21 protein-coding genes and 1 pseudogene are annotated in these 18771 nt (G+C 49.2%); 16 read left to right on the plus strand and 6 right to left on the minus strand.

Annotated elements, in window-relative coordinates; genetic code table 11:
* Positions 1 to 6 precede the first annotated feature (6 nt).
* Positions 7 to 1221, minus strand: a pseudogene (locus tag AB5542_RS13850) (transposase).
* Positions 1222 to 1472: 251 nt separating this feature from the next.
* Here AB5542_RS13850 and AB5542_RS13855 point away from each other — a divergent pair.
* Positions 1473 to 1877, plus strand: a complete 405-nt coding sequence (locus AB5542_RS13855) for a hypothetical protein (protein ID WP_005832157.1) — start codon at positions 1473 to 1475, stop codon at positions 1875 to 1877.
* A gap of 27 nt (positions 1878 to 1904) precedes the next feature.
* Here AB5542_RS13855 and AB5542_RS13860 read toward each other — a convergent pair whose 3' ends face one another.
* Together AB5542_RS13860 and AB5542_RS13865 are read right to left on the minus strand one after the other, a co-directional pair.
* Positions 1905 to 2879 carry an IS982-like element ISPrsp2 family transposase gene (locus AB5542_RS13860; RefSeq protein ID WP_005832156.1) on the minus strand — a complete coding sequence of 325 codons (975 nt, stop codon included), beginning with the start codon at positions 2877 to 2879 and terminating at the stop codon, positions 1905 to 1907.
* A gap of 59 nt (positions 2880 to 2938) precedes the next feature.
* Entirely contained in the window at positions 2939 to 3823 is an 885-nt protein-coding gene (locus tag AB5542_RS13865) for an IS1595-like element ISPrsp1 family transposase (protein WP_080597339.1), read from the minus strand.
* Between the two features lie 159 nt (positions 3824 to 3982).
* On the opposite strand from AB5542_RS13865, the gene AB5542_RS13870 reads away from it, so the two are divergent.
* Positions 3983 to 4312, plus strand: coding sequence for a hypothetical protein (locus AB5542_RS13870; protein WP_034522578.1), 330 nt, complete (start codon positions 3983 to 3985; stop codon positions 4310 to 4312).
* Positions 4313 to 4394: 82 nt separating this feature from the next.
* Here the strand turns inward: AB5542_RS13870 and AB5542_RS13875 are convergent, their stop codons facing one another.
* Complete coding sequence (locus AB5542_RS13875; RefSeq protein ID WP_005832151.1) at positions 4395 to 4910, minus strand: SLOG family protein; 516 nt, start codon at positions 4908 to 4910, stop codon at positions 4395 to 4397.
* Positions 4911 to 5322: 412 nt separating this feature from the next.
* Between AB5542_RS13875 and AB5542_RS13880 the strand changes: the two genes are divergently transcribed.
* Genes AB5542_RS13880 through AB5542_RS13945 form a run of 14 tightly spaced genes read left to right on the plus strand, consistent with a single transcriptional unit; the run spans position 5323 to position 16976 of the window.
* Positions 5323 to 5619 (plus strand): DUF4134 domain-containing protein, encoded by a 297-nt coding sequence (locus tag AB5542_RS13880; RefSeq protein ID WP_005832149.1) that lies wholly within the window; start codon positions 5323 to 5325, stop codon positions 5617 to 5619.
* Between the two features lies 1 nt (position 5620).
* The gene (locus tag AB5542_RS13885; protein ID WP_005832146.1) at positions 5621 to 5953 is read left to right on the plus strand and encodes a DUF4133 domain-containing protein; all 333 of its coding nucleotides are present in this window, start codon (positions 5621 to 5623) and stop codon (positions 5951 to 5953) included.
* Entirely contained in the window at positions 5950 to 8448 is a 2499-nt protein-coding gene (locus AB5542_RS13890; protein ID WP_005832144.1) for a TraG family conjugative transposon ATPase, read from the plus strand. The genes AB5542_RS13885 and AB5542_RS13890 overlap by 4 nt, the downstream gene beginning before the upstream one ends.
* A gap of 43 nt (positions 8449 to 8491) precedes the next feature.
* Entirely contained in the window at positions 8492 to 9517 is a 1026-nt protein-coding gene (locus AB5542_RS13895; protein ID WP_117589903.1) for a hypothetical protein, read from the plus strand.
* A 39-nt stretch (positions 9518 to 9556) separates the two neighbouring features.
* On the plus strand, positions 9557 to 10186 hold the full coding sequence (locus tag AB5542_RS13900; protein WP_005832139.1) for a DUF4141 domain-containing protein: 630 nt from the start codon (positions 9557 to 9559) through the stop codon (positions 10184 to 10186).
* Between the two features lie 22 nt (positions 10187 to 10208).
* Positions 10209 to 11213: a conjugative transposon protein TraJ gene (traJ, locus tag AB5542_RS13905; RefSeq protein WP_005832138.1), complete on the plus strand. Its 1005-nt coding sequence runs from the start codon at positions 10209 to 10211 to the stop codon at positions 11211 to 11213.
* A 23-nt stretch (positions 11214 to 11236) separates the two neighbouring features.
* Positions 11237 to 11860, plus strand: coding sequence for a conjugative transposon protein TraK (gene traK / locus AB5542_RS13910; RefSeq protein ID WP_005832135.1), 624 nt, complete (start codon positions 11237 to 11239; stop codon positions 11858 to 11860).
* Between the two features lie 12 nt (positions 11861 to 11872).
* Positions 11873 to 12178 carry a TraL conjugative transposon family protein gene (locus AB5542_RS13915; protein ID WP_005832133.1) on the plus strand — a complete coding sequence of 102 codons (306 nt, stop codon included), beginning with the start codon at positions 11873 to 11875 and terminating at the stop codon, positions 12176 to 12178.
* Positions 12171 to 13439: a conjugative transposon protein TraM gene (gene traM, locus AB5542_RS13920; protein WP_005832131.1), complete on the plus strand. Its 1269-nt coding sequence runs from the start codon at positions 12171 to 12173 to the stop codon at positions 13437 to 13439. Before AB5542_RS13915 ends, traM begins: the two co-directional genes overlap by 8 nt.
* 23 nt (positions 13440 to 13462) lie before the next feature.
* Complete coding sequence (traN, locus tag AB5542_RS13925) at positions 13463 to 14446, plus strand: conjugative transposon protein TraN (RefSeq protein WP_005832129.1); 984 nt, start codon at positions 13463 to 13465, stop codon at positions 14444 to 14446.
* Between the two features lie 2 nt (positions 14447 to 14448).
* Positions 14449 to 15021: a conjugal transfer protein TraO gene (locus AB5542_RS13930; RefSeq protein ID WP_005832127.1), complete on the plus strand. Its 573-nt coding sequence runs from the start codon at positions 14449 to 14451 to the stop codon at positions 15019 to 15021.
* A gap of 13 nt (positions 15022 to 15034) precedes the next feature.
* Positions 15035 to 15901, plus strand: coding sequence for a toprim domain-containing protein (locus AB5542_RS13935; protein WP_005832125.1), 867 nt, complete (start codon positions 15035 to 15037; stop codon positions 15899 to 15901).
* Between the two features lie 39 nt (positions 15902 to 15940).
* Positions 15941 to 16447, plus strand: coding sequence for a DUF3872 domain-containing protein (locus tag AB5542_RS13940; RefSeq protein ID WP_005832123.1), 507 nt, complete (start codon positions 15941 to 15943; stop codon positions 16445 to 16447).
* Positions 16448 to 16460: 13 nt separating this feature from the next.
* On the plus strand, positions 16461 to 16976 hold the full coding sequence (locus AB5542_RS13945) for a glycoside hydrolase family protein (RefSeq protein ID WP_005832121.1): 516 nt from the start codon (positions 16461 to 16463) through the stop codon (positions 16974 to 16976).
* A gap of 91 nt (positions 16977 to 17067) precedes the next feature.
* On the opposite strand, the gene AB5542_RS13950 is transcribed toward AB5542_RS13945, so the two are convergent.
* Together AB5542_RS13950 and AB5542_RS13955 are read right to left on the minus strand one after the other, a co-directional pair.
* Complete coding sequence (locus AB5542_RS13950) at positions 17068 to 17994, minus strand: hypothetical protein (protein ID WP_005832118.1); 927 nt, start codon at positions 17992 to 17994, stop codon at positions 17068 to 17070.
* A 42-nt stretch (positions 17995 to 18036) separates the two neighbouring features.
* Positions 18037 to 18327: a DUF4120 family protein gene (locus AB5542_RS13955; protein WP_005832116.1), complete on the minus strand. Its 291-nt coding sequence runs from the start codon at positions 18325 to 18327 to the stop codon at positions 18037 to 18039.
* Positions 18328 to 18771: the final 444 nt, after the last annotated feature.

Consider the following 18771-nt stretch of genomic DNA (forward strand, 5'->3'; position numbering starts at 1 on the left):
CCACGCCTAAGCGGCTCTGGCAGTAAATAAAATGAGTTCTTTGAAAAGTTTGTCAATAACTTGCATGTCTGGGTTAATCCCGAACACGCAAATAAATCGTTCAAGCATATAAGCATTGTGTATAAAAGACTTGCAGGAGGATATGGAATAGGTTATTCCGAGCCTCTTACATGCCGCTTTGGCCAAGTTGACAGCAGCAAGCGATGCATTGAAGTGAAAATCCAACTTTCTGAAGTCGGTTGACTGACAGTTGGTGATTCCTGCATGTTGCTTACCATCTCTCAAAATTCCAATTGGAACCTGGTTCTGTAATAATCCAGAACCTCCCGTCCATCCATCGAATCGTCTGTAGAGAAGTAAAGCTGCCACTTGTCTGTCCTCCCGTCCATCGGATACCAGATGGCTAAGGAAACATACCTTTTGAGAGCTTTTGCATATACCCTCAATCCGTATAGCTTTCCTTTGTTCACCTCGTATTCCTTGCACCGGGTCAGATCCAGATTGGCAAAGTCGATTCTTCCGTCAAACCACTTTGGATGGCCACGTTTTCCTGTTTTCTTTTCCAATGTCGGATAGTATAGGACTACGTCATTCCTAAAGCGGCTGATGACATGGAAATCACTCTCACACATAGGCGTTATGAAAGTTTCCTTGGAAAAGAATGCGTCTGCAACCAGCGTTTTGGATATGCTCTGTAGGCTTGTCTTTTCTACTGATGAGATAGCTACTATACCAGTCAACCAGGTTCTTGTCCATATTATCCAAGGTTTTACAATCCGGTGTCTGAATGGAACCTAAAGTCATGCATTCATGGTTGTCGATGTCTATGACACCGATGCCCATGATTTCCAATCCACGCTTGTACTCTCCTGCACAACCAGACCAGAAGTAACCTATCCAAGGTGTCTTCTTGCCTGATTTGGGGATATAGGAAGGATCGATGGCGATGGCTTTTCTTTTACCTGTGAGATGCTTGCTGATGATAGAGCCGTTGAACGCAAACCAGTCGAAAGTTTCATGCTCAAAAAGGTTACGGTAGGTCTGTTCCGAAAAACGTCCATACCTACCCAATTGGAGGAAGTTTATACGATCAGGGATGGCCATGAATAATTTCATTGCATCCATGAACGTTTTTTCAAAAGGTTTGTGTATATTCACGACTGATTTGAGAGCCGATAGGCACTCGGATTGGTATTGCATAAGGAGTGTTTCTTTAGTCATAATCAGAAGAGTTGGGAGACTTCTAATTTACTAAAAATCAACGAATTATGCAATACTTTCCACCTTTATTACCAGCAGGTTAGCACTCTTTTTTCAGTACATTTCTTCATGCTTAACCATTCGTTTTTGACAACATTTCAATGACCTCTTTAGTGTTTTCGAACCAGCTTTTGCCGGTTCTATTGTTTAACTTTTAATTTTTCGGTAAAAATTTACCGAAGTATTGTAAATTTCAAAAACAATAAATCAAAATGAAAAGTTCAATCAAAAAAATGTCAGCACTGCTGACGATGATGGCTGTCGCCATCCTTACTTTCACCTTCACCGCTTGCAGCGATGATGACGATCCTGTGACGGAAGTGACTTACACCTACGGCTTCTCCAGCATGTCGGCCTCACACCCCGACTTTCTCGAAGAGATGGGGAAAATAGAGAACGCCTTCCAGTCAGCCCTCGGTATCACCGGCAAGCTCTTCACCAAGAAAGGTACGATAGAAGAATGTGACAAACAGGTTTATGAGGCTTGCCGGAAAGCATTCGATTCGCTCAAAAGCGAGGCCTGGCAAGGGGATTACACCTTCCAGGTTACGAACGTAGGAACAGGCAAGGTGGTATGCACGGCTACATTCTGTGCCGACAACGAAAACTTTATATAGTTTTATTAGCATGACCTGTTGGCGGAATTAAAATAGCGCATATTTAACTCTGCCAATAGGCTTTTCATTTTTGTAGTTAATATATTGAAGGATTGTAAGTGCGCTAATCTTCCCAATAATCCGGGCAAACAATCCATCTGTATCTTTCGCATAATTCCTTATAATCATAAACTGGTCACACAATTGCGAGAATAGGGTTTCAATTCTTTTTCTCGCTTTGGCAAAAGCTGGGAATGTTGGCTTCCATTCTTTTTGATTACATCTGTATGGTACCTCCAATCTGATATTGGCAGTTTCAAACAAATCCAATTGCACTTGGGCACTTATATATCCTCTGTCCCCTATGACTGTACAATTACTATAATCCACTTTCACATCCTTCAGGTAATGAATGTCATGCACACTTGCCTTAGTGAGGTCAAAGGAATGGATGATACCACTTAACCAGCAGACTGCATGGAGTTTATACCCATAATAATACATGCTTTGTGATGCGCAGTATCCTACCCCAGGTGCTTTTCTAAAATCCTTCTTTCCCATACTGCAACGTTTGGAACGGGCAATACGACATACTTCTATCGGTTTCGAATCAATACAGAAATAGTCTTCACCACCATCCATTTTAGAAACCATTCTTTCTCGGATTGCATTACATAGGGAGGAAGTTATTTTACGCCTGTCATTGTATTGTCGGCGGGAAATAAGGTTGGGTATTTCAACCCTATATTCCTGTAGCTTTGCAAACAACAGCGACTCACTGTCAATACCAACAGCCTCTGATGCCATGTTCAAAGCCACTACTTCAAGGTCTGAGAATTTAGGGACGACTCCTCGTCTTGGTACATTCCCGGATTCATTGACTAAATTGCCGGCAATTTGCTTGCATATGTTCAGTAATTTTGCGAATATTGCATATAAGTTGTGCATACGATATTTGTCTATTAAAAGTTTAGTCACCTTTAATTTACTAAATATCAACAATATGCACAACTTTTTAAACATAAATCTTTTATAATTTATAGGTATAGGCGTTTAGAGCGCACTACATTCACAGCTGATTATCAGTCAGTTTTCTTTTGACAAATCATTCGACGAAGTAGCATATCGAAGATTGTGTCCATATTATTACGGCGGTTGAACCTGAAATGATACTCGTCAAGGTATCCTTGAAGATGCTCTTTGGAGCAATGGTGGTGTATTCCACGCAACCATCCCTTTATGTTCATGATGTGAATATGAATCTGTGGATGCCCTTTGCCCTTATCCGAAGGGCGTTGCTCCAATTTTGGATAATCTTTCTTTAACGGCAGGTAGCCTGACCATTCATCGGTTATGACTTTTGCGTCCTTTGATATGTATCTGTCGAAGAACGGACGAAAAGAACTTGCCGAAGCATCATCTATCACTTGGGCATACGCACGTCCCACGCCGTCTCGGACAATCTCCAACGCGACTATCACAAGCTTCTTTTTGCCTTCCGTGCTTCGTCCAATGATTCCTTCCTCTTCTCCTCCGATATAAAACTCATCGACATGTACCTCTCCTTTAAGAGGATAATTACCGCTGCTCCGCATGGCTTTCTGTATCTTACGCTTGAATTCCCATACGGTTTTCTGACGCATACAATATTCTTCCGCCAGTTCCAAAGAGGACATCCATTTCTTCTTTGTCGATATTTTGAAGGCTATGTGGAAAGCGTAGACAAGCGGGAATTTTATCTTGTCGAACATGCTTCCGCTGGTAACGCTCTCGTCATACTTACAGCGTGTACAACGGCGAGAATAGGGATATCTGTCATTGCAATAATTGGTATGACCGCATTTCTTGCATTTGAAGCCGTCTGCCCACTTTATCGAGGACAAGTACTCAAGGCATGAGGCATCATCGGTAAAACGACTATAAAATTTGATTGATTCCACTCCTTTGAATTTATCGCGTTGTTCCATGCCTGCAAAAGTAGGCAAAATCCATAAAGTTAGTGCGCACTAAACGCCTATACCTATAATTTAATTCCGCCAACAGGTATGGACTATAAGATAATGCTGACAAACAAGTATTTAAGAGAAATCAATGCAAAAATTCTATCTTTGCAAAAAAAATGAACGATGGCAATGACAAAAGCGATATTGGAAAAATGGATGGTGGCGCAGAAGCGTCACCGCCTTTCGGACAAGCAGGTACAGATGGCCCGTGAACTGGGTCTGAACCCCGACAAGCTCGGCAAGATAGACAACCACAAGCAGGAGGCATGGAAAGCCCCGCTTCCGCAGTTCATTGAAAGTATCTATTTCAAACGATTCAAGCGTGAAAACCCGGAAACGGTCAAGCCCTTAAAGCAGATTATGGCTGAAATGGAGGTCAAGAAGAAGCAACAGAAAGCGAAGAAGGAGGAACGGAGGAAACAGCGTGCCCTCTCTTCCGGTTCTGAGGAATAGGTAATGTATATATGAAAAGAAGCGAAGTGTGAAGGCCGACCGGCTTTCACACTTCGCTTTTCCATTCCAATACAGACAGCCGCTATTTCATCCTTTCATAAAGATTGATGACCGACTTTCCGCTTTCCAACGCCTTGTTCACCGTGTAGAATGTTCCCCCTTTCGGTACAAGATCCCAATAGGCTATGACTGTATCCGCTTTACGCACCATGTATTCATCCCTGCGAAGGTAGCAGCCCTTGTGGTAATTCTCGGAAACCATGACCACCCGGTCCATCCTTTCCAACAGACGGGCATACAACAGCTGGTCTTCCGCTTCAAACCACAAGGGCTGTTTCCGAAAAGGTACTGCCGCTATGAGCTTGATATCTTCGTATCTCTCCCTGACCTGCAAGACCGCCTCCGCAGCAGTCATATCAAATCCGCTGGCCATCCCGGTGTAGTATTCCTTGTATCCCTGCCCGTACAGTTCTGTTACCACTCCGGTCACAGCTTCCCTGATTTGTGCAAGTATCCGGGAATCGTTTCCGGACCCTTGCAGAATACGTTCCTTACGGTGTCCCGTGAAAGCCACTGTCTGATTGTTTCTTGTTTCCATGTTATCTTCTGTTTTTTGTTTTTACATATATCCATTCAAACCGAACGGTATTTTATTTCCTGAAGGCTTTTCCGCCCCGGTCCGGAATCCCGCAAGGCTTGCCGTGAAAAAATACCGCAAGCGCAGCGAGGATGATTATTTCACGGCAACCAGCCCGCAGGGCCGCCTTGCCGGGTTTCCCGGGACACGGGGCTACCTTTGCCGGAAGAAATGAAATGCCGCTTTCTCCTTATCCCTGTTTTTACTGTTTCATATTGCCGGGAAAACCCTTTTTGAATGCTTGAAAACCCCTTGCCGATGTAACGTGACGTCATAAGGTGTCACAAGTCGTACAGTTTGTAAATCAATGGATTAAGCACTATATATTCGCAGTCGAAATCATTTTTGTCTCACCAATTAAAAGTTTCGACACATGAAAAAAAGATTCTTTTTGGCAGCCATGACGCTGCTGGTTTCAATGGGGGCTTTCGCCCAAGGCAACGGTATCGCCGGTATCTCGGAAGCGACCAACATGGTCACTTCGTATTTCGATCCCGGAACCAAGTTGATTTACGCCATCGGCGCCGTTATCGGCCTTATCGGGGGCGTGAAGGTATATTCCAAGTTCTCGTCGGGTGACCCGGACACTTCAAAGACCGCCGCCAGCTGGTTCGGTGCGTGTATCTTCCTGATTGTGGCTGCCACCATCTTACGTTCATTCTTCCTGTAATATGGCGAAGTATCCTGTCAACAAGGGAATCGGTCGCAGCCCGGAGTTCAAGGGACTCAAGAGCCAGTACCTGTTCATCTTTGCCGGAGGGTTGCTCGCCCTGTTCGTGGTGTTCGTCATCATGTACATGGCAGGCATAGGCCAGTGGGTCTGCATCGGTTTCGGGGTCATCTCCGCATTGGTGCTGGTCTGGGCGACCTTCAGCATGAACACGAAATACGGCGAATGGGGGCTTATGAAACTCCATGCGCTGCGCAGCCATCCCCGCTACATCATCAGCCGGAGAAAGTTCCTCCGGTTGTTTTCTTCAACTATTAAAAACAGAAAGGCATGAAAAACGTAATGAAAACAGCCACGCTGGAAAGCAAGTTTCCGTTATTGGCCGTGGAGAACGGCTGCATCATCAGCAAGGATGCGGACATCACCGTGGCATACCGGGTGGAACTGCCGGAACTCTTCACGCTGACACGGGCCGAGTACGAGTCCATGCACTCCACCTGGGCGAAGGCGGTCAAGGTATTGCCGAACTACAGCATCGTGCATAAGCAGGACTTCTTCATCGAAGAGGGTTACAGGCCGGACATCTGCAAGGAAGACCTGAGTTTTCTGAGCCGCAGTTTCGAGCGGCATTTCAACGAACGGCCGTACTTGCAGCACACCTGTTACCTTTTCCTGACGAAGACCACGAAAGAGCACAGCCGGACAACCAGCAGTTTCAACGCGCTTACACGGGGATTCATCATTCCCAAAGAGATGCAGGACAAGGAAACCGTTACCCGTTTTATGGAAAGTTGCGGGCAGTTCGAGCGCATCGTGAACGACAGCGGTCTGATCCGTATCATCCGCCTGACGGATGAGGAAATTATCGGAACCAAGAATTCAGCCGGCATCATAGAGAAATATTTTTCCATGTCCCAGGAAGACACCACCTGCTTGCAGGATCTGTCTCTCGGTGCAGGGGAAATGAAGGTCGGGGACAATTACCTTTGCCTTCATACGCTTTCCGATCCGGAAGACCTGCCGTCAAACGTATCCACCGACTGCCGGTATGAACGGCTTTCGACAGACCGGAGCGACTGCCGCCTGTCCTTTGCCGCACCGATAGGCATCCTGCTCACGTGCAACCATATCGTGAACCAGTACCTCTTCATCGACGATTCGGCGGAGATTCTCAGGAAGTTCGAGCAGACCGCCCGGAACATGCACTCGCTTTCCCGTTACAGCCGTTCCAACCAGATCAACCGCGAATGGATTGAGGAGTATCTGAACGAGGCGCACAGCAAGGGGCTGGTTTCCATCCGTGCGCACTGCAATGTCATGGCATGGAGCGATGACCGGGAAAAGCTCAAGCGCATCAAGAACGATGTGGGCAGCCAACTGGCGTTGATGGAAGCCAAACCGCGCCACAACACGGTGGATGTGCCGACCCTGTTCTGGGCGGCGATACCCGGCAATGCCGGAGATTTCCCGTCCGAGGAGAGTTTCCACACCTTTATCGAGCAGGCCCTGTGCCTGTTCATCGGGGAAACCTCCTACAAGGACTCGCTCTCTCCGTTTGGCATCCGCATGGTGGACCGCCTGACCGGAAAACCCGTCCATCTGGATATTTCCGACCTGCCGATGAAGAACGGCACAATCACCAACCGGAACAAATTCATCCTCGGCCCTTCGGGCAGCGGGAAATCTTTTTTCACCAACCACATGGTACGCCAGTATTACGAGCAGGGTGCGCATGTGCTGTTAGTGGATACCGGAAACTCCTATCAGGGACTGTGCAGCCTTATCCATGCGCGTACACACGGCGAGGACGGGATTTATTTCACTTATGAAGAAAAAGACCCGATAGCTTTCAATCCTTTTTACGTGGAAGACGGGATTTTCGATATCGAGAAGAAAGAATCCGTCAAGACGCTTATCCTTACCCTGTGGAAGCGTGACGACGAGCCGCCGACACGTGCCGAGGAAGTGGCGCTATCCAATGCGGTCAATCTCTTTCTGGAGAAAATCCGCAGGGACAGCAGCATAAAACCCTCCTTCAATACCTTCTATGAATTTATCCGTGACGAGTATCAGGATATCCTGAAAGAGAAGCGAACCCGTGAGAAGGATTTTGATGTATGGGGATTCCTGAATGTGCTGGAACCCTATTACCGTGGCGGTGAATATGACTTCCTGCTCAACTCCGACAAGCAGTTGGACTTGCTGAACAGACGCTTCATCGTTTTTGAGCTGGACAACATTCGCGATAACAAAGTGCTGCTTCCGATTGTCACCATCATCATCATGGAGACTTTTATCACCAAGATGCGCAAGTTGAAAGGTATCCGGAAAATAATCCTTATCGAAGAGTGCTGGAAGGCATTGGCATCCGCCAATATGAGCAATTACATCCGCTATCTTTTCAAGACCGTCAGAAAATTTTTCGGCGAGGCCGTGGTCGTGACCCAGGAAGTGGAGGACATCATTTCTTCTCCGATTGTCAAGGGTACCATCATTAATAATAGTGACTGTAAGATTCTGCTTGACCAGCGCAAGTATATGAACAAGTTCGATGAGATCCAAGCGTTGCTCGGTCTGACCGACAAGGAGCGGGCACAGATACTTTCCATCAATATGGCGAACAATCCGTCCAGAAAGTACAAGGAAGTCTGGATTGGTCTGGGCGGTACGCAGTCGGCGGTCTATGCCACGGAAGTCTCACTTGAGGAGTACATATGCTACACTACTGAAGAAACCGAGAAACTTGAACTTATGCGGCTTACGGAAAGAATCGGTGGCAACATCGAACTTGCCATCAAGCAGTTGGCAGAAAGCAAGCGAAACAAGTGATAGGGATTGAAATCATATGGAAACCGAAAAACAATCATGAATCATGGGAATGGAAGAATGGATAAAAGAACAGCAACGCCGCTATCTGGACGAGCCACGCCTCAAGGAGTTGACGGAAGTGATGAAACAGATAAGAAAGTTCGTCCGGGAAAAGGAGTACCGGAAGCTGACGGAACTGGTCAGGCGGTACAGGAAGTCCGAGGATGTGATTACCCAAGTTGCCTGCCTGTTGTCAAACTCGCACCTGTTCCCGACACCGGAAAAAACGGTGGAAACGGACAGGTCAGAATTGATGACGGCATTGAAAAACACGTATTTCATGGAGAAGAACGGTTGCTGGCTTGCGGATGTCAATCCCGAAAAAGCCGATTCCGTCCACGGAATGCTCGCCATGCACACGTTCATGCGGGATGCTTACTTGAAGGTATATCCTGAAAGCAAGCAGGAACGGCCGTCACCGGAAGAAGTACGGTCATCTGTACGGATTCTGGATTTCCATCGGAAAGAGAGTGACGTGTGGGAACTCTGCAACCTGGCTGTGTATCTTATGCCGCCCTCACGGTATGTGGCACTCAGGTACGGGCTTGCGGATGATTATGACAGGCTTGACAGACTGCACCGTTCCGGACCGGAACCGGCATATGACGAGGGGGTGGCATTGGAAAGCCGCCTGTGCAGGAATGCGGAAAAGGCAGCGGAAAGCATCGGGGATGTCCGTCTGCCGGATTTCTACCTGGAAAAGCTGAATGGGGAACTGGAGAATTTGGGACGGATTGCGGCCTCGCCGGATGCCGTCCACGACATACTGCATATCAGTCCTGACTTTCTCACCAAGTACGGCATAGACAAGAACGCTTCCGCGACGGAACGCTCGTGCCAGGCGGAGAAAGCCTACCGGGAGCTGGACGCCCGTTTCGTCAGAATGACCGGACGCAGGCCGTATGCAGACGAATTCTTCGCATTCCTCAGACACGGGAAAGAAAAAGTGGCAGAGGTAGACCGTCCGAGACCGGTACACAAGCCTATCCTCCGGAACCCGCCGTCCAAAGGACGGAAAATGGGAATCTGACTTTTAACAGAATTATTCACAATTAAAAACAGGAACATCATGAAAAAGAAAATTCTTATGCTGTGCATGGGCTGTTTCCTTGTCAGCCTCACAGCGAAAGCCCAATGGGTAGTGAGCGACCCGGGCAATCTGGCGCAGGGAATCATCAATGCCGCCAAGAACATCGTTCACACGTCCTCCACTGCCACCAATATGGCGAATAGTTTTCAGGAAACCGTGAAAATCTACCGGCAGGGCAAGGAGTATTACGACGGGCTTCGCAAGGTCAAGAACCTTGTCCGGGATGCCCGCAAGGTTCAGCAGACCATCCTGATGGTGGGCGATATCACGGACATCTATGTCACCAGCTTCGAGCGTATGCTCAGCGACCCGTATTTTACGCCGGAAGAACTGAGCGCGATTGCTTTGGGGTACACCAAACTGCTGGAAGAAAGTGCCCATCTGCTGAACGATTTGAAGACGGTGGTCAACGAGAACGGGCTTTCCATGAACGACAAGGAAAGGATGGATATCATCGACCGCTGCTACAACGACATGTTGCAAAACCGCAGTCTGGTACAGTATTACACCAACAAGAACATCGGGGTGTCCTACCTGCGCGCCAAGAAACGGAACGACCTGGACCGCGTGATGGCACTCTACGGCTCACCGAACGAACGTTATTGGTAATTATTCCTAATCCGCTTTCATTATGTTATTGTTGGCTATAGATTTTGACAACCTGCATCAGATTTTACAGAATCTGTATGTGGAAATGATGCCGCTCTGCTCAAAGATGACCGGTGTGGCAAGAGGCCTTGCCGGTTTGGGAGCGCTTTTCTATGTGGCGTATCGTGTATGGCAGGCTCTGGCCCGTGCCGAGCCTGTGGATGTCTTTCCGCTTTTGCGTCCGTTCGCCTTGGGGCTTTGTATCATGTTCTTTCCGACACTCGTTCTGGGTACGCTGAACAGCATCCTCTCGCCCGTCGTGAAAGGGACCCATACCATATTGGAGTCGCAGACCTTTGACATGAACGAGTACAGGGCGCAGAAGGACAAGCTGGAGACTGAGGCGATGAAACGGAATCCCGAGACAGCCTATCTGGTCGACAAGGAGACTTTTGACAACAGGCTGGACGAGCTGGGCGCGTTTGACGCTATAGAAGCCTGCGGAATGTATGTGGACCGTGCCATGTACAACATGAAAAGGGCCGTGCAGAATTTCTTCCGCGAACTGCTGGAACTCCTGTTCAATGCGGCGGCGCTGGTCATCGACACGCTGAGGACATTCTTCCTGATCGTGCTTTCGATACTCGGTCCCGTTTCCTTTGCCATCTCCTGCTGGGACGGTTTCCAGGCTTCTCTCAGCCAGTGGTTCGTCCGCTACATCAGTATCTACCTGTGGCTTCCCGTAAGCGACCTGTTCAGCAGCGTGCTGGCGAGAATCCAGATATTGATGCTGCAGAGGGACATCGAACAGCTTTCCGACCCGGATTTCATCCCCGACAGCTCAAACGGGGTTTACATCACTTTCCTCATTATCGGCATCATCGGGTATTTCACCATCCCGACCGTATCGAACTGGATTGTGCAGGCCGGAGGCGGTGCGGGCAATTATGGAAAGAACGTGAACCAGGCGGCATCCAAGACAGGCTCCGTGGTGGCCGGGACTGCCGGAGCGGCGGTGGGAAACATTGCCGGCAGGCTTATCAAGTAATAACAGTATAAAACATTTACAGAATGGAATTCAAATCATTGAAAAATATCGAGAGCAGCTTCCGACACCTGCGTCTGTTCGGAATCGTCTATCTGTGTGTATGCACCCTGCTTGTGGGATTTTCCGTATGGAAGGCTTACAGTTTCGCGGAAGCGCAACGGGAGAAGATCTATGTGCTGGATGAAGGCAAGTCACTGATGCTGGCCCTTTCACAAGACCTGGAGCAGAACCGCCCGGTGGAAGCAAGGGAGCATGTCAGACGGTTCCACGAACTGTTCTTTACGCTCTCGCCCGACAAGAATGCGATTGAAGGCAATATCCGGAGGGCCATGTTCCTCAGTGACCGTTCCGCCTATGCCCATTATGTGGATCTGGCAGAGCAGGGATATTACAACCGGATAATTTCGGGTAACGTGAACCAGCGTGTAGGGATTGACAGCGTCAAGTGCGATTTCCATACCTATCCGTATGAGGTCGTGACCTACGCGAAACTCTCCATTATCAGGGAGAAGAGCGTGACCGAGCGCAGCCTCGTCACGCGTGGCAGGCTGCTGAACTCCACCCGCAGCGACAATAATCCGCACGGCTTCATCCTCGAAGCCTTCCGTGTGGTGGAGAACAGGGATATAAGAGTGTATGACCGTTAAAATTCAGAATGTATGAAAAAGATGTTTGTAAAAATCAAGGAATCCGCGGAAGAAAAGCTGCGGAAGCTGTGTGCCGGGCTTAGCCCGGAAAAGAGAGTGCCGGCAATTGTCATGCTGGCTGCCCTGTTTGCCATCGGAAATTTCTATATGATTTTCCGTGCCATCCATGACATCGGACGGGAGGATGTACGGCCGGAAATCATAGAGATACCCCCGATAGAAATTCCGGATGTCGTTCCTGCCGATACACTCCCGGATAAAAGGGTGCAGGAAATGGAAGAGTTTTTTAACCGATTCAATCAGAAAGAAAATGAGTAATGACGTCAATAAATTGAAACAGAGGCTGGAAATCAGGAAATACCTGGTTTTTGCCGGGATGTTCCTCCTGTTCCTCGGAGCGATGTGGCTCATTTTCGCACCGTCCGAAGAGGAAAAAAAGAAAGAGGAAAAAAATGCGGGATTCAACACCGAGCTTCCCGATCCGAGGGAAGCGGGCATAGAAGGGGACAAGATTGCCGCCTATGAGCAGGCTGACATGAAACGCAAACAGACGGAAAAACTGCGTACGCTGGAGGATTTCTCCGGGATGGCAGACGGGAACTCCGGGACTGTCGTGGAATTGTCACCGGATGCGGATGCCAAGGATGGCAGTTCTCGTGAAGGTGACAGAAGGAATGAAGCCTGTTCTTCATCCGTCTCCGCCTACAATGACATCAACAGGACGCTCGGCAACTTTTACGAGTCACCGCAGGAAGATCCGGAGAAGGAGGCGTTGAAAGCCGAGGTGGAACAACTCAAGCAGGCGGTCGCCGCACAGAACGCGCAGCCGGGTTACGAGGAGCAGGTAGCTCTCCTGGAAAAATCCTATGAGCTTGCGGCCAGGTATATGCCGGGCAATGGCAGTGTGAATACGGACAGCCGTTCCGATAATGAAAGTCCCGGGCGGAACGGAAAGGCGAAAGCCGTTCCCGTGGGGCTGGTTTCCACACCGGTGGTATCATCGTTGCCGCAGCCTGTCAGTGATTCTATACAGCTTACAGGAATGGCACAACCGGAAAGATTCCACACGCCAATCGGTCATAAAGAAGAGAGAAATGTGAGGAATACCATCCGGGCCTGCATCCACGGGGACCAGACCGTCATCAGCGGTCAGGGAGTGAGGATGAGACTGCTGGAGCCAATGCGTGTAGGGAAGCATATCCTGCCCAAAAACTCCCTGCTTACCGGAGAAGGGCGCATACAGGGTGAAAGGCTTCACGTCAATATCCTTCAGGTGGAATATGGCGGTACCATCATCCCCGTGGAACTTGCCGTGTATGACAATGACGGACAGGGCGGCATCTTCATTCCGGGGTCAATGGAGGCTAACGCCGTCAGGGAGGTTGCCGCCAATCTGGGGCAGAATCTCGGCACGAGCATCTCCATCACCAACCAGTCGGCAGGTGACCAGCTGCTTTCCGAACTCGGAAAGGGTGCCATACAAGGTGTCTCGCAGTACATATCCCGGAAGATGCGTGAAGAGAAGGCGCATCTCAAGTCAGGCTATACCCTGATGCTTTATCAAGACAACGATCAATAACAATCCATTAAAATTCAATCGACATGAAAAAGTTTTTTGTAATGCTTGCCCTTGCATGGGGCACTGTGGGCGCTTTCGCCCAAAATGAAGCCGACAGCGTAGCGGCGGTAAACAATGCCGTCACACTGGCCAAGGAAGTGTATCCTCAAAAAGAGGAGGACGGAGACCTCTATCACGGTCTGACCCGTAAACTCACCTTTGACAGGATGATACCTCCATACGGGCTGGAAGTGACCTATGGAAAGACCACGCACATCATTTTCCCGTCATCGGTGCGTTATGTGGATCTCGGTTCTCCGAACCTCATTGCAGGCAAGGCGGACGGTGCGGAGAATGTCATCCGTGTAAAGACCACCGTGAAGGACTTCCGTGAGGAGACCAACATGTCCGTGATTACCGAAAGCGGAAGTTTTTACACCTTCAATGTGAAGTATGCGGAAGAGCCGCTGCTGCTGAATATCGAGATGAAGGATTTCATTCATGACGGAAGTGAGGTGAACCGCCCCAACAACGCCCTTGACATCTACCTGAAGGAATTGGGCTGTGAATCGCCTAAATTGGTACACCTTATCTCGAAGTCCATCCACAAGGACAACAGACGGCACATCAAGCATATCGGAAGCAAGGCGTTCGGCATCCAGTACCTGCTCCGCGGACTCTATACGCACAACGGCTTGCTTTATTTTCATACACAGATAAAAAACCGGTCCAACGTGCCTTATGAGGTGGATTTCGTGACTTTTAAAATTGTGGACAAGAAGCTGATGAAACGTACCGCCATTCAGGAACAGGTGATATTCCCACTGCGTGCTTACGACTATGTAACGTCCGTCGCGGGGAAAAAGGACGGGCGCACCGTTTTCGTCTTCGACAAATTCACCATCCCCTCGGACAAGGTGCTGATGGTGGAGATGCACGAGAAAGGCGGTGGCAGACACCAGACCTTCACCGTGGAAAGTGAGGACATCGTGAGAGCCGGGGTTATCAACGAACTTAAAGTGAAGTAGCCATGAAGAAGTATCTGTTCCTTTTTGTTACAGCCGTGTCGCTTGCCCTGTTTTCAGGGCGGGCGCACGCCCAGCGGTACCTGCCCGGGATGAAGGGCGTGGAACTGCGCGGAGGATTTGCGAACGGCTCAAAGTCCCCCTTGAATTATTATACCGGATTTGCCGTTTCCGGATACACCCCAAAAGCCAACCGCTGGGTCATAGGCGCCGAGTATCTGATGAAGAATTATGGGTATCGGGATGCGAGCGTACCCCGTGCGCAGTTCACGGCAGAAGGCGGCTATTATCTGAAATTCCTGTCTGATCCGACAAAGACGGTCTTCCTCTCGGTCGGCGGTTCCGCACTGGCCGGCTATGAGACCGTGAACTGGGGCGAGAGGATACTGTATGACGGTTCGAGGCTGCTCGCCAAGGATGCGTTTGTCTATGGCGGCGCGATAACCCTGGAACTTGAGGCATACGTGACAGACCGCATCGTCCTTCTTGCCGCTATCCGGGAACGTGTATTGTGGGGAAGCTCGCTGGACCTGTTCACGACACAATTCGGTCTGGGTGTCAAATTCATAATCCATTAGAACCGTATCGCTTATGACTATAGAAGAGATAAGAGACATTCCAATCGCCGTTTTTCTGGCACGGATGGGATATGAACCGGCAAGAAGACGGGGGGATGAATATTGGTATCTGGCCCCGTACCGGGAGGAGCGCACCGCCTCGTTCCAGTTGAATGTCCGTAAGGATATATGGCATGACTTCGGTACCGGACAGGGAGGCGACATATTCACCCTTGCGGGGGAGTTTATCGGCAGCGGGGATTTCAAGGCGCAGGCCAGGTTCATCACAGGGATATGGGGCGGTCTTGCTCCCGAACACAAGACCGTTTCCCGTTCCGGGGAAAATGACAGGGAAGATTCCCATAGGCAGGAAAGTTTCACGAAGGTACAGTCCGGACCGCTGCACAACAGCGTCCTGCTCCGTTATCTGGCGGAACGTGGCATTAGCGGTGATGTGGCTATGCCGAACTGCAAGGAGATCAGGTACACCTTGCACGGGAAGCGGTATTTCGCCATCGGTTTCAGGAATGTCAGCGGTGGGTACGAGGTGCGCAACCGCTTTTTTAAGGCCAGTCTCTCTCCGAAAGACATTTCGCTGATGGACAACGGTTCGGATACTTGCAATCTCTTCGAGGGGTTTATCGACTGCCTCTCGTGGATGCAACTCGAATTGGGATGTGGCGACGACTATCTCGTACTGAACTCGGTGGCATTGCTGGAACGCTCGTTCCCCGTTCTTGACAGATATGAGAGAGTCAACTGTTACCTGGACCGGGACGAAGCCGGACGGCGCACGCTGGAGGCGCTCCGCAAACGCTATGCGGATAAAATAGTGGACTGTTCCTCTTTGTACAAAGGATACAAGGATCTGAACGAATACCTGCAGAACAAGTTTCTGTAAAAATAGAATTAAGTATAACGTATTAAAATCTGATTGAATATGAATGCATTGAATAAAAAAAGAGAATTGGCCGGAATGATGGCAATCCTGTTCCTGGGTCTGGCGGCTTGTCTGTTGTCCGCCTGCAATGATGAAATGGATGTACAGCAGTCCTATCCGTTCAAGGTGGAGACCCTGCCTGTCCCCACACGTATTGTGAAAGGTGAGACGGTGGAAATACGGTGTGAACTCAAACGTGAAGGACGGTTTTCCGATGCCCGCTACACCATCCGATATTTCCAGCCGGACGGCAAGGGTACACTCCGTATGGATGACGGGATGGTGTTGCTGCCCAATGACCGCTATCCCCTTGACAGGGAGGTGTTCAGGCTATACTACACTTCTGAAAGCGAGAACCAGCAGACGATAGACATCTATTTCGAGGACAACAGCGAACCGGCACAGATTTGCCAATTGACTTTTGATTTCAACAACGAGGCGGAGGACGAGGATTCCGTCGTGACTGCGGATAGCAAGGAATTGCCGGTCACAATTGTCGGACACTAAGCCGGTCCTGCCTATGATGAAGTTAAAAGCAATATGGTTTGCGGTGCTTTCCATCACGGTCTTTTTTCCGGGTATGCCGTCGAGGGCGGAGAATCCGATAAAGGCAAGTCCGGACAGGTTCAGTATTGCGGTCGAGTGTGTCAAGCGATTCGAGGGTTGGCATGGAGAGAAAAAGCATTGGCCTTATGTCGGGTGGGGGCACAAAGTTCTTCCCGGGGAGAGGTTTACCAACAGTATTACAAAAGCACAAGGTGATTCCATTCTGAGAGCAGACCTCCGTAAGTTGTGCCGTATGTTCAGTTATCTGGGACGTGATTCTTTGATCGTTAGTGTTCTTGCGTATAATGTGGGCTGTTCCCGTATCAAAGGGTATGGAAAAATACCCAAGAGCCGGCTGTTGAAAAAACTGGAGTCGGGTGACCGCGATATCTATAAGGAATATGTCTCCTTCAGATGCTACAAGGGGAAAGTGGTTCCGAGCATCGAACGGAGAAGGAAAGTGGAATATATGCTGCTTTTTGAGAAGTAAATGAAAAAGGGAGAATCTTTCAGTTGTTTTCGACTGTCAGGTTCTCCCTTATGCGTATTGTCGGAATCAGGCCATTTGTGCGGCTTGTATGTCAGCTTACCGGAACGGCATCCTGTACTTCAGCTGCTTCCGGCAGATGGGAAAGCAGTAGTTCCGCCATTGCTCCGTTTTGTGGAATCAGTGCCGGGAAGTCCGTTTTTCCGGGCTTGTATATCTCTGTGGCTATATTGTATAGCTCCCAAGCGGTAATCTGCCCTTTGGTCATAGCCAGTTTAAGCACCTCTTCCGTGAATATAGAAATTTGCCCTTGGTTCAGAGGATAGGTTTCCACGGAGGATGACAGATTCCTGTCCGAACTGTCGTGGGAGACGCGCAACGCGGTCAACAGACCTATATACATATAGATTTCCTCCATAGATATAACCCGGCGTTTCAGCCGTTGTATGCGTTCGATGTCCTCGTTCATGTTCACCTCGAAATTGGCAAGCCAGCCGTCCACGGTTTCGAACACCTCTTCCGTCGAGACTTTCTTCTTGCCGTAATTGCAGACACTTCGCTCGGGTGAAAGGATACACTGGTTATGACAGATTAGCACGCAGGGACCTATGGCTGCCTGTATGCCGTCCTGGTGGTAGGCGACGACCAATGTTGTGGTCAGTTCGTCCGTCTCCCAGTCCTTGATCCGGATGGTGGCGAAGATACGGCGCAGGATGTGCGCTTCCACGGCTTTTTCGCCATGTGTCTGTTCCACCTGCGGAAGGATGCTTACTCCCGGCTGCGTCTTGTTCCTGTTCTGGGCCGCGAAGATTTCCTCCACCTCATAGTCGAGATTGTATTTCTCGCAGATGTCCATCATGCGCCGGATGACCTGGTAATGGTAGATACCTTGCACCGGGTTGTTGTAGATGTCGTTTTCCTTGTAGGTACGCTGAAGCGTCTCGAAGTTCATCACTTCAATTCCGTTTTTCTGGAAGTCAAACTGCTGTTGTCTTTCCATTACTGCCAATGTCGTTTCCATAATCTTGAATTTTATGAAGTTAATACTGTCGTTTGTCTTTTATCAGGTGTGTATCTGCCATCCGTGGAACGGTTGTAGTGTTACGGCAAAAGAGCGGTCCGGTATTCCGTGATAGAGCAGACCGCCCACGATGCCTGTCCTTCCGTCGGGATAACATTGTGTAAAGCCGAACGAGTACGGGGCATGGTCATAGTAGAGTGAGATTTCGCAGGGATGGTCGGGATTTTCTTCCCAGCTCTTCAACCGCTCCAGGCATTTTTGGAGCGAGGTGTCACCGATGGATTCGGCATAACGCTTTACATTCTCGAAATGTTCTTCATTCAGGATTTTCATGACTTTTGAATTTTATCTGTTAAACACGTCCGGCTCCGGGAGCCGGTATTTTTATTTCTCGCCTGCCAGACTGTCCCGTGATCGTACCCGCAAGGTTTGGCGAAAGAAAATACCGCAGCCGTCAGGCGAGGATGATTTTCTTTCAGCCAACCCCGCAAGGGGCCTGACCTTGACAGGGTACACCGGACACGGGACTACCTTTGCAGGGTGGGAAATAAAATACACGGTAGTGTGCTTTGCATGGTCTGTGGCGATTCTCTTCCTGATTTGTTCGCCATTGCCGGACAAAAGATGTATTTTTGCAATTCTAATTTCAGTTTTATGGAAAACTATATAAAGAAAGCGGCGGATGCTTTCCTTGTGGAGCGTCCGTACGGTATGCGTGTGGATTACAGGAAGAAAGGATTCGTGCTGTTTAACCGTAACCTCAATGTGTTGGGAAAT

The sequence above is a fragment of the Butyricimonas sp. RTP31003st1_G1_RTP31003_210430 genome (assembly GCF_040920905.1).
Classification (GTDB): domain Bacteria; phylum Bacteroidota; class Bacteroidia; order Bacteroidales; family Marinifilaceae; genus Butyricimonas; species Butyricimonas paravirosa.